The sequence below is a fragment of the Dietzia sp. HMSC21D01 genome (assembly GCF_001815995.1).
GTDB classification, from domain to species: domain Bacteria; phylum Actinomycetota; class Actinomycetes; order Mycobacteriales; family Mycobacteriaceae; genus Dietzia; species Dietzia cinnamea.
Window position 1 is genome coordinate 1 of the sequence record NZ_KV824120.1, and the last position, 2496, is coordinate 2496.

Genomic DNA, 2496 nt, shown 5'->3' on the forward strand with positions numbered 1-2496 from the left:
ACCACGGGCATCGCCCTGACCCGCCGCGCCGCCGACGCGGTCGCCGAACGCACCGGTCTGCGACTGCCGCGGGTACTCGCCCGCAACGCGGCCGCCCCGGTTCCGCCGGGCGTCGTGCCCGACGCGCCGGGCGTGACACCGTTCCTCACCGACAACGCCGAGTTCTACCGCATCGACACCGCCCTTCGCGTGCCGTCCCTGAGCACCACGGAGTGGCGGCTGCGGATCCACGGGATGGTCGAGCGGGAGATCGAGCTCGACTGGCAGGCGCTCGTGGACCGCGAGGCACGCGACCGCATCGTCACCTTGACCTGCGTGTCCAACGAGGTCGGCGGGGATCTGGTGGGGACCGCGACCTGGACCGGGTTCCCCATCGCCGACCTGCTCGCCGAGTCGGGGCCCCTGCCCGGCGCAGACATGCTGCTGTCGACGTCGGTCGACGGCTGGACCGCCGGGACGCCACTGGAGGCTCTGACGGACGGCCGCGACGCCCTGCTGGCAGTGAGGATCAACGGCGAGCCGCTGCCGTTCGAGCACGGCTACCCCGTCCGCCAGGTGGTCCCCGGCCTGTACGGGTACGTCTCGGCCACCAAGTGGGTCGTGGACTGGGAGGTCACGCGCTTCGACCGTGCCAGCGCGTACTGGACCGACCGCGGGGCGCAGCGCCGCGGCATCGACCGGGTGGAGGTGAGGGTCGACGACGGGCCGTGGCAGGACGCCCAACTGGCGGACGAGTACTCGGTGGACACGTGGCGCATGTGGTCGTGGGTCTGGGACGCCGAACCGGGCCTGCACACCCTCCACGTCCGGGCCACCGACTCGACCGGTGAGGTCCAGCCTGAGGAGCGCAGGGATCCCGTACCCAGCGGCGCCACCGGCTGGCACAACCGCACGTTCCGGGTGGTGGCGGCATGACCCTCCAGGTCACCCGCAGACCGTCGGCGCGGCCACCGGGTCGACCACCCGCGCCGCCGTCGCGCGGTCACGAGCCGGCTGGCACTAGACTGGTCTCCGTGTCCGAGCCAGCCGCCCCGCCGCTGACCGACCCGGGGAGCCTGCTCGAGCTGGCCGCGTCCGGTGATCTCCAGGCCTTCGGTCGTTTCTACGACCTCATGTCCCCACGCGTCTACGGGCTCGCCCTGCGGGTCCTGCGCGATCCGGGGTACGCCGAGGAGACGGTGCAGGAGGTGTTCCTGCAGGTCTGGAAGCAGGTGGCCGACTACCGGCCCTCGCTGGGGTCCGTCCAGTCCTGGGTGCTGACCATCACGCACCGCCGGGCCGTCGACCGCGTCCGCTCCGAGAGTTCGGCCGCCCGACGTGACGAGGTCGACGCCGCCACCGGCACCATCCACGGAGGCGACGTCGCCGACCAGGTCACGGAGCAGATCTCGCGCGACGAGGAGGCCGCCGAGGTGCGCAGGTGCCTGGAGACGCTGACTGACAACCAGCGCGAGTCCATCGAGATGGCGTACTTCTCCGGCCACACCTACCGCGAGGTCGCCGAGAGACTGGGCGCCGCGTTACCCACCATCAAATCGAGAATCCGCGACGGACTCCGTCGCCTGAAGAACTGCCTGGGAGGTGAGCTGTCATGAGCGTTCGTCACCACGATCACCCGTCGACCCCTGACAGCGTCCGCCCCGAGGACCTCGACCTCTACGCCCTGGACGCACTGCCCGAGCACGAGGCCGACGCCGTCGAGGCCGCGCTGGTGGATGCCGCGCCAGAGGATCGGACGTCGATGCTCGCGCATATCGCCTCGACCCGCGAGGTCATGGCCGGACTCGTGGCCGACGCCGGTCTCGACACCGCGCCGCCCGCGCACCTGCGGGAGCGCATCCTCGAGTTGGCGGCGACCTCCTCGCCGTCCGGCCCCACCGGGCCCGTCGGTCCGGGCGACCGCCGCGGCTCCGGGCGGGACGCCGACGGGGGTGCGGACGTCATCGACCTGAGTCGCGAACGCGAGCGCCGACGGCCCGGTTTACTGACGTTCCTCGCGGTCGCCGCGGCCGCCGTGGTGCTGCTGGTCGGTGGTGTGATGATCGGCCGCCTCACCGACGGGACCGGGTCTGAGAACCTACCCACCGCCGCGCCCCCCTCGGGGACGATGCCGCGTCAGGTCACCTCACTGTTGGCGGCCGAGGATCTCGCGGTGGTCCGCGGCCAGGTCGGCGGGACCGGAACCGCCACCGTGCTGGCGTCGAAGTCGGCGGACATGGCCGTCATCTCGATGACGGACCTCCCCGCCCCGCCGGAGGGCCGCGCCTACCAGCTGTGGCTCATGGGCGATCACGAGCCCATCTCCGCGGGAACCATGGAGTCCGGTGAGGTCGGCCCGTCGCCCTCGGCCCGGATCGACGGCATCCGTGACTCAGAGCAGATCGGCATCACCGAGGAGCCCGCGGGTGGTTCGCCGGCGCCGACCGGTCAGGTCCTGCTCGCGCTCGACCTCCAGTGACCCGGTGGGGTCGGCGGGCCGCATAGGCGGCCCGCCGG

At 72.3% G+C, this 2496-nt stretch carries 3 protein-coding genes; all 3 read left to right on the forward strand.

Going from position 1 to position 2496, the window contains the following annotated elements; all coding sequences use genetic code 11:
* Positions 1-915 (forward strand): molybdopterin-dependent oxidoreductase (locus HMPREF3086_RS16190; RefSeq protein WP_168169112.1); only part of this gene is annotated, 915 nt, incomplete at its 5' end.
* A 98-nt stretch (positions 916-1013) separates the two neighbouring features.
* Positions 1014-1595, forward strand: coding sequence for an ECF RNA polymerase sigma factor SigK (gene sigK / locus HMPREF3086_RS16195; protein ID WP_061914492.1), 582 nt, complete (start codon positions 1014-1016; stop codon positions 1593-1595).
* Positions 1592-2458, forward strand: a complete 867-nt coding sequence (locus tag HMPREF3086_RS16200; protein ID WP_061914490.1) for an anti-sigma factor — start codon at positions 1592-1594, stop codon at positions 2456-2458. The genes sigK and HMPREF3086_RS16200 overlap by 4 nt, the downstream gene beginning before the upstream one ends.
* Positions 2459-2496 lie beyond the last annotated feature (38 nt).

Bases quoted from the DNA above. Each gene is read 5' to 3' on its own strand.
- HMPREF3086_RS16200 (WP_061914490.1), top strand. From the start codon at position 1,592: ATGAGCGTTCGTCACCACGATCACCCGTCGACCCCTGACAGCGTCCGC.